This window comes from Rudaea sp. (assembly GCF_036383415.1).
GTDB lineage: Bacteria > Pseudomonadota > Gammaproteobacteria > Xanthomonadales > Rhodanobacteraceae > Rudaea.
In genome coordinates this window covers 1-6,718 of the sequence record NZ_DASVOK010000422.1, presented here as the reverse complement: position 1 = coordinate 6,718, position 6,718 = coordinate 1, and the positions used below count along the sequence as shown (strand labels likewise).

Sequence of the window (6,718 nt, the reverse complement as noted above, 5' to 3'; positions counted from 1 at the left end):
CGGCATCCGGGGTGTGTTCTCTTTGGTTACTTTCTCTTGCACAAGCAAGAGAAAGTAACCCGCGCGCGGGATGCGTGTGGAAAGGTGAAGGTCGCGGTTCGAATAACCGAAGGCACGTGATCGTGGCATCGCTGCAGTTTGGGTCCCGGCACTCCCCGCCGGGACGACGAGCGCAAAGCGTCAGCGCCGATAAGCCTGCGCCAGCGTATTGAGATGCACACGCTCCGCATCGCGCAAAAACGGCGCGATCAGCAACATCACCTGGTAGATGCCGTGAGTCAGGTCTTCTTGGCTAGGCGCAATCTTGTGCAGGTCCGCGCTCGCACGCACGGCGTTGAAGTTGAGCCAGAACGTCGTCACAAGCAGCACGTTCTCCGCGGTCGCGCGAATCTCGTCGGCGGTGGCGCGCACGATGCCAGCCTGGGCGAGGCCGGTGAGCACGTCGCGCGTGCTCGCGCCCGCGCGCGCGAGGATGCGCGCGAAGTGCGCGCGCAGCTTGCGGTTGCGCGAGAGGATGTCGACGAGATCGCGATAGAGGAAGCGGTAGTCCCACATGCACTCGAACACCATGTGCAACTGCAGCCACACGTCTTCGAGCGTCGGCAGGCGATCGCCGGGCACGAGCAGGGCCTGATCCATGCGCGCCTCGAAGCGCGCGAAGATGTGCTCGACGATGTTTTCCTTGTTGCGGTAGTGGTAGTAGAGATTGCCGGGGCTGATCTCGAGCTCGTCGGCGATGTGGTTCGTGGTGACGTTCGGCTCGCCCTGCGCATTGAACATCGCGAGGCTGACCTCGAGGATGCGGTCCTTCGTCTGCCGCGCCATGTGCGCCGCGCGGCGTTCAGCCGCCGAGTTTCTTCACAAGGTCGATGTACTTCTGCTGCGCGTCCTCGGCCTTGGTGCCCTTGAGCTTGGCCCAGGCTTCGTACTTGGCCGTGCCGACGAAATCGAAGAAGCCGGGCTTGGGGCCGGAGACGTCGCCTTCCGAGCCCTGCTTGTAGAGCGCGTAGAGCTTGAGCAAGGTGTCGTTGTCCGGCCGTTCCTTGAGCAGCTTGACGTCTTCGCTTGCCTTCTCGAACTTCGCTTTCAGATCGGCCATAAATTTCCCCGGAGGACAGCACGGAATTCTACGCACGCCGTCGTTGTCCGGTCAACGCGAGCCGGGATTCAACATCGGCGCGATGCAGCGCAACAAGCATTCTGCTGATGACGTGCAATACTCGCGACAGGGACAACATACGGGGTAAAACATGACATATTTCGTCACCGGCGCGACGGGTTTCATCGGCCGCAATCTCGTGGAAAAACTCCTTGCGCGCAAGGGCACGATCCACTGCCTCGTGCGCAAGGGATCGATGGACAAGTTCGAAGCGCTGCGCGAACGCCTCGGCGACGACGGCAAGCGCCTGGTCGCGGTGCAGGGCGACATCGGCAAGCCGCATCTCGGTTTGACTCCAGCGCAGCGCAAAGCGCTGGCGGGCAAGATCAAGCATTTCTTCCATCTCGCCGCGATCTACGACCTCGCCGCCGACGCCGAAAGCCAGTACAAGGCCAACGTCGAGGGCACGCGCCACGCCATGCAGCTCGCCGACGAGATCAAGGCCGGTTGCTTCCACCACGCGAGTTCGATCGCCGTCGCCGGCATGTATCCGGGCGTGTTCCGCGAGGACATGTTCGACGAGGCCGAGGACGTCGACGCAAATCCCTACTTCAAGACCAAGCACGAGTCCGAGGCGATCGTGCGCAAGGAGTGCACACGCCCGCACCGCATCTATCGTCCTGCAATCGTGCTCGGCCATTCGCAGACCGGCGAGATCGACAAGATCGACGGCCCGTACTACTTTTTCCGCACGCTGAAGAAGCTGCGCCAGATGCTGCCGGCGTGGATGCCCGTGCTCGGCATCGAGGGCGGGCGCGTCAACATGGTGCCGGTCGATTTCGTCGTCGATGCGATGGACCACATCGCGCACAAGCCCGGACTCGACGGCGGCGTGTTCCATCTCACCGATCCGGCGCCGCTGCGCATCGGCCAGGTGCTCAATATCTTCGCCCACGCGGGACATGCGCCGCAGATGTCGATGCGGCTCGACGCGCGCATGTTCGCGTTCATCCCGGCGGTGGTGCGACAAGGGCTCGCCGGGCTGCCGCCGGTGAAGCGCTTCGTCAACGCCGTGCTGCGCGACCTCGGCATTCCGGCCGAGGCGCTCAAGTTGATCAACTACCCGACCCGCTTCGATTCGCGCGAGACCGAACGCGCACTGCGCGGCTCGAAGATCAAGCTGCCGAAGCTCGACAGCTACGCGTGGCGGCTGTGGGACTACTGGGAGCGCCACCTTGATCCCGACCTGTTCGTCGACCACTCGCTGAGCGGCAAGGTCAAGGGCCGCCGTGTGCTGATCACGGGCGGCTCCTCAGGCATCGGCAAGGCTGCGGCGCTGAAGATCGCCGGCGCCGGCGGCAAGGTGCTGATCTGCGCACGCGGCGCCGACGAACTCGCCGAGGCGAAGAAGGAGATCGAAGCGGCGGGCGGCGTCTGCCACACCTATGTCGCCGACCTCGCCGAAATGAAATCGGCCGACGAGCTCGTCGCCACGATCGTTAAGGAGCACGGCGGCGTCGACATCCTCGTCAACAACGCCGGCCGCTCGATCCGTCGCGCGATCGCCTCGAGCTACGATCGCTTCCACGATTTCGAGCGCACGATGCAGCTCAACTACTTCGGCTCGCTGCGCCTGATCATGGGCTTCCTGCCCGGCATGACCGAACGCCATCGCGGCCACGTCATCAACATCTCCTCGATTGGCGTGCTGACCAACGCACCGCGTTTCTCGGCCTATGTCGCATCAAAGGCCGCGCTCGACGCGTTCTCGCGCTGCGCGCAGGCCGAGTTCTCCGACAACGGCATCAATTTCACCACGATCAACATGCCGCTGGTGAAGACGCCGATGATCGCGCCGACCAAAATGTATGACTCGGTGCCGACGCTGTCTCCCGACGAAGCCGCCGACCTGATCGCCGAGGCGATCATCGATCGCCCCGTGCGCATCGCCACACGCACCGGCATCTTCGCGCAGCTGCTCTACGCGGTCGCGCCACGCCTGTACGAGGTCATCATGAACACCGCGTTCCGCATGTTCCCCGATTCGGCCGCAGCCAAGGGCATGAAGGGCAGGGCGGAACTGGAACAGCAGCAGCCGACCAGCGAGCAGGTCGCGTTCGCGGCGATCATGCGCGGAGTGCACTGGTAGCGTACGGTCGCCATCATTTCCTTTGATCGCCCGGAGGGATCGCTGCCGGGTCCATCCACATCGCGCCCCAGATGTGGCCATCGGGGTCGGTCATGTCGCGGCCGTACATGAAGCCGTGATCCTGCACGGGATTTATGTCCGCCGTTCCGCCGTTCGCAGCGGCGGCAGCGTTCATCGCGTCGACGGCTTCGCGGCTGTCCAAGGTCAGGGCGAGCGACACTTCGCTCGATGTCGACGGCGGGATCGGCCGGTCCGTGAACGTGCGCCACTTCACGTGGGTGAGCAGCATGACGTGGATGGTCTCGCTCCACACCATGCAGGCGGCCGTATCGTCAGTGAAGCTCGGGTTGTTCGTGAAACCGAGGGCTTTGTAGAAGATCATCGACGCATCGAGGTTGGCAACAGGCAGGCTGATGAAAATCATTTTGGACATGGTGAATTCTCCATTGGATTGAGGCGACAGGGCGTGTTGTCGCCTGTCCGACGAATGGCAGATGGCAATTTCGACACGAAAGGAAAATTTTTGCTCGCATTGATCCACCGCCAGATGGTGTCGTAAACACTCTTTGCTTTTCGAGGGCATGACGGCGAATGCTCCGGGTGACTTTCCACCCATGCCGGGTCCGCCAGCCATGCGTTAACCTGCAATTTTCACCCTGAAGGGAAGAACATGCGCACTCACCGCTCACGCGTTTTTGCGGCCGTTGCCGCAGCCATGGCCGTCTTGATCGTTGCTTCGCCTCAGGCGAAGGAAGCGGAAACTTTCCATGGTGTCGATCTCGCCGGCATCGACCACTCGGTCAAGCCGGGCGATGATTTCTTCGACTACGCCAACGGTGCCTGGATCAAGGCGAACGAGATTCCGGCCGACCGTTCGAGCTGGGGCGCCTGGGGTGTGCTGTCCGAACTCAACAACCAGCGCGTGCGCGATCTGATCGAAGGTGCCGCCGCGGCCAAGGCGGCCGACGGTACCGATGCGCAGAAGGTCGGCGACTTCTATGCCAGCTACATGGATGAGGCCGGCATCGAGACCAAGGGTCTTGCGCCGCTCAAGCCCGACCTCGACCGCATCGACGCGATCAAGGACAAAGCCGCGCTTGCAAGCTATCTCGGCACGACGCTGCGCGCCGACGTCGACGCGCTCAACTCGACGAATTTCTATACCGACAACATCTTCGGCGTGTGGATCACGCAGGCGCTCGACGATCCGAACCGCAACGTGCCGTACCTGCTGCAGGGCGGCCTCGGCATGCCCGACCGCGACTACTACGTCTCCGACTCGCCGAAGATGGCTGAGTTACGCACGAAGTACCGTGCTCACGTCGCCGCGTTGCTGAAGCTCGCCAAGATCGCGGACGCAGATGCCAAGGCCGAGCGCATCTTCGCGCTCGAGACGAAGATCGCGAAGGCCCACGGCCCGCGTGTCGATTCCGAGGACGTGCACAAGGCGAACAACCCGTGGAAGCGCGCGGACTTCGCGAAGAAGGCGCCGGGCCTCGACTGGAGCGCGTACTTCAAGACCGCGGGCCTGCAAGCGCAGGACGATTTCTATGTCTGGCAGCCCGGCGCGATCGCAGGCATCTCCGCGCTCGTCGGCAGCGAGCCGGTCGAGGCGTGGAAGGATTATCTCGCGCTGCGCCTGATCGATCGCAATTCGGCCATTCTGCCGAAAGCCTTCGTCGACGAGAACTTCGCGTTCTACGGCACGGCGATCAGCGGCACGCCGAAGATCCGCGACCGCTGGAAACGTGCGGTGGCGGCGACCAACGGCTCGCTCGGCGAAGTCGTCGGCAAGCTCTACGTCGAAAAATATTTCCCGCCCGAGTCCAAGGCCAAGATCGAGGCGATGGTCGGCGATCTGATCAAGGCTTATCACGCACGTATCGAAAAGCTCGCGTGGATGTCGCCGCAGACCAAGGAGAAGGCGCTGGCCAAGCTCGCCACGCTCAAGGTCGGCGTCGGTTATCCGGACAAGTGGCAGGACTACTCCACGCTCAAGATCGTGCGCGGTGACGCCTACGGCAATGCGCAGCGCGCGCAGGAGTTCGACTATCGTCAGGCGCTGGCCAAGCTCGGCAAGACGCCCGACCGCGGCGAGTGGGTGATGACACCGCAGACAATCAACGCGGTCAACCTGCCGCTCGCCAACGCGCTGAATTTTCCCGCGGCAATCCTGCAGCCGCCGTTCTTCGATGCGCAGGCCGATGCAGCGGTCAACTTCGGCGCGATCGGCGCGGTGATCGGCCACGAGATCAGTCACAGTTTCGACGACCAGGGCAGCCAGTTCGATGCACAGGGTCGCCTGGTCAACTGGTGGACGCCGGACGATGCGAAGCATTTCGAGGAAGCCGGCGCGCGCCTCGTCGAGCAGTTCAACGGCTACAAGCCGTTCCCCGATCTCGCCGAGAACGGCAAACAGACGCTGAGCGAGAACATCGCCGACGTGGCGGGACTGTCAGCCGCGCACGACGCCTATCTGCTGTCGCTCGGCGGCAAGCCGGCGCCGACGCTGCAGGGTCTGAGCGGCGATGCACGCTTCTTTCTGGCCTTCGCCCAGGCTTGGCGCACCAAGATGCGCGAAGCGGCGATGCGCAACGCGATCGTCACCGACGGCCATGCACTCGCCATGTACCGTGGCGACACGGTGCGCAATCTCGACGCCTGGTATCCGGCGTTCGAGGTCAAGCCGGAGCAGAAGCTCTTTCTCGCGCCGGCACAGCGAGTGCAGGTCTGGTGAGGTCGAAGTCCGTCGCCCCAAATTCGATGTCCGGATTCGCCCGGTGGAACGTCTATACGGTCGAATGGCAGGAAAAAACGGGACAGTAGCGGGGCAGTGAGCGGACTTTCGACCATGTTGCGCAAGGTGCGCGCCGTTGTCCTGCGCAGCGGCGTGGCGCCCCAGGATGCAGATGATCTGCTGCATGAGGCGTTCGTGCGTCTGGAAACCTATACGCGCAAACAGGAAATACGCTCGCAGGAAGCCTTTCTCGTCACGGCCGCGATGAATCTGAGTCGCGACCGCGCCAGGCATCGCGCGCGCGTGCCGGTCGACGATGAAGAGTTCGACATCCTCAGCCTCGCCGATGCAGCACCGCAGCCCGAGGAGCAACTGCTCTCGCAGGAACGCCTGCGCCGCGTCGGCACGGGCCTGCGCCGGCTCGATCCGCTGACGCGCCGTTGCCTGCTGGCCAAGCGTCTCGACGGCCTGACCGCCGTGCAGATCGCCGAACGCGAGGGACTCGGCGTCGCTGCCGTGGAAAAGCGCGTGGCCCGCGCACTCCTGTTCCTCACCCAATGGATGGGCGAAACATGAAAACGAACACTTCCGACGTCATCAATGAGTTGACCTTGGCCGAAGCATCCGCGTGGCTCACGCGCCTGCAGGAATCCGAGCGCACGCCGGCGACCGAAGCGGCGTTCAAGGAATGGCTCGGCGCCAGCCCCGCGCATGCGCGCGCATTCACGCGCGT

General features: G+C 63.5%; 7 protein-coding genes. 4 read left to right on the top strand and 3 right to left on the bottom strand.

Annotation, left to right across the window (positions count from 1 at the left end):
• Positions 1-180: 180 nt before the first annotated feature.
• Both VF497_RS15455 and VF497_RS15450 read right to left on the bottom strand, forming a co-directional pair.
• Positions 181-825: a TetR/AcrR family transcriptional regulator gene (locus VF497_RS15455; RefSeq protein WP_330890323.1), complete on the bottom strand. Its 645-nt coding sequence runs from the start codon at positions 823-825 to the stop codon at positions 181-183.
• A gap of 16 nt (positions 826-841) precedes the next feature.
• The gene (locus VF497_RS15450) at positions 842-1,099 is read right to left on the bottom strand and encodes an acyl-CoA-binding protein (protein ID WP_330890321.1); all 258 of its coding nucleotides are present in this window, start codon (positions 1,097-1,099) and stop codon (positions 842-844) included.
• Positions 1,100-1,250: 151 nt separating this feature from the next.
• On the opposite strand from VF497_RS15450, the gene VF497_RS15445 reads away from it, so the two are divergent.
• Positions 1,251-3,248 (top strand): SDR family oxidoreductase, encoded by a 1,998-nt coding sequence (locus VF497_RS15445; RefSeq protein WP_330890319.1) that lies wholly within the window; start codon positions 1,251-1,253, stop codon positions 3,246-3,248.
• 13 nt (positions 3,249-3,261) lie between these two features.
• Here VF497_RS15445 and VF497_RS15440 read toward each other — a convergent pair whose 3' ends face one another.
• Complete coding sequence (locus VF497_RS15440) at positions 3,262-3,681, bottom strand: VOC family protein (RefSeq protein ID WP_330890317.1); 420 nt, start codon at positions 3,679-3,681, stop codon at positions 3,262-3,264.
• 282 nt (positions 3,682-3,963) lie between these two features.
• Here VF497_RS15440 and VF497_RS15435 point away from each other — a divergent pair, with 282 nt between their 5' ends.
• The 3 genes from VF497_RS15435 to VF497_RS18555 all read left to right on the top strand — a co-directional run.
• Positions 3,964-5,985 carry a M13 family metallopeptidase gene (locus tag VF497_RS15435; protein ID WP_330890315.1) on the top strand — a complete coding sequence of 674 codons (2,022 nt, stop codon included), beginning with the start codon at positions 3,964-3,966 and terminating at the stop codon, positions 5,983-5,985.
• A gap of 114 nt (positions 5,986-6,099) precedes the next feature.
• Positions 6,100-6,561, top strand: a complete 462-nt coding sequence (locus VF497_RS15430; RefSeq protein ID WP_330890313.1) for a sigma-70 family RNA polymerase sigma factor — start codon at positions 6,100-6,102, stop codon at positions 6,559-6,561.
• Positions 6,543-6,718, top strand: a 176-nt coding sequence (locus VF497_RS18555) for a FecR/PupR family sigma factor regulator (RefSeq protein WP_414706922.1), incomplete at its 3' end; no start/stop codon positions are given. The genes VF497_RS15430 and VF497_RS18555, both read left to right, overlap by 19 nt.

Excerpts from the sequence above, each read along its gene's own strand:
- VF497_RS15435 (WP_330890315.1), top strand. The coding sequence starts at position 3,964 with ATGGCCGTCTTGATCGTTGCTTCGCCTCAGGCGAAGGAAGCGGAAACT.
- VF497_RS15440 (WP_330890317.1), bottom strand. The coding sequence starts at position 3,681 with ATGTCCAAAATGATTTTCATCAGCCTGCCTGTTGCCAACCTCGATGCG.
- VF497_RS15450 (WP_330890321.1), bottom strand. The coding sequence starts at position 1,099 with ATGGCCGATCTGAAAGCGAAGTTCGAGAAGGCAAGCGAAGACGTCAAG.
- VF497_RS15430 (WP_330890313.1), top strand. The coding sequence starts at position 6,100 with ATGTTGCGCAAGGTGCGCGCCGTTGTCCTGCGCAGCGGCGTGGCGCCC.
- VF497_RS15455 (WP_330890323.1), bottom strand. The coding sequence starts at position 825 with ATGGCGCGGCAGACGAAGGACCGCATCCTCGAGGTCAGCCTCGCGATG.
- VF497_RS15445 (WP_330890319.1), top strand. The coding sequence starts at position 1,251 with ATGACATATTTCGTCACCGGCGCGACGGGTTTCATCGGCCGCAATCTC.